This is a genomic window from Microbulbifer echini (assembly GCF_041447225.1).
GTDB classification, from domain to species: Bacteria; Pseudomonadota; Gammaproteobacteria; order Pseudomonadales; family Cellvibrionaceae; genus Microbulbifer; species Microbulbifer echini.
On the sequence record NZ_JBGMEL010000062.1, the window covers coordinates 1 to 505 of the forward strand.

The window sequence follows — 505 nt, forward strand, 5'->3', positions numbered from 1 at the left end:
AAACAAACAACGTGAAACGTCAATTTTTATTTTAGATGCTAGACAAACTAACTTTATTGGAGAGTTTGATCCTGGCTCAGGATGAACGCTGGCGGCGTGCCTAATACATGCAAGTCGAGCGAATGGATTAAGAGCTTGCTCTTATGAAGTTAGCGGCGGACGGGTGAGTAACACGTGGGTAACCTGCCCATAAGACTGGGATAACTCCGGGAAACCGGGGCTAATACCGGATAACATTTTGAACCGCATGGTTCGAAATTGAAAGGCGGCTTCGGCTGTCACTTATGGATGGACCCGCGTCGCATTAGCTAGTTGGTGAGGTAACGGCTCACCAAGGCAACGATGCGTAGCCGACCTGAGAGGGTGATCGGCCACACTGGGACTGAGACACGGCCCAGACTCCTACGGGAGGCAGCAGTAGGGAATCTTCCGCAATGGACGAAAGTCTGACGGAGCAACGCCGCGTGAGTGATGAAGGCTTTCGGGTCGTAAAACTCTGTTGTTA

1 rRNA gene is annotated in these 505 nt (G+C 51.1%); it reads left to right on the forward strand.

The features are described from left to right. Positions 1–53: 53 nt before the first annotated feature. A 16S ribosomal RNA gene (locus ACCI51_RS19460) occupies positions 54–505 on the forward strand; the annotation flags it as partial.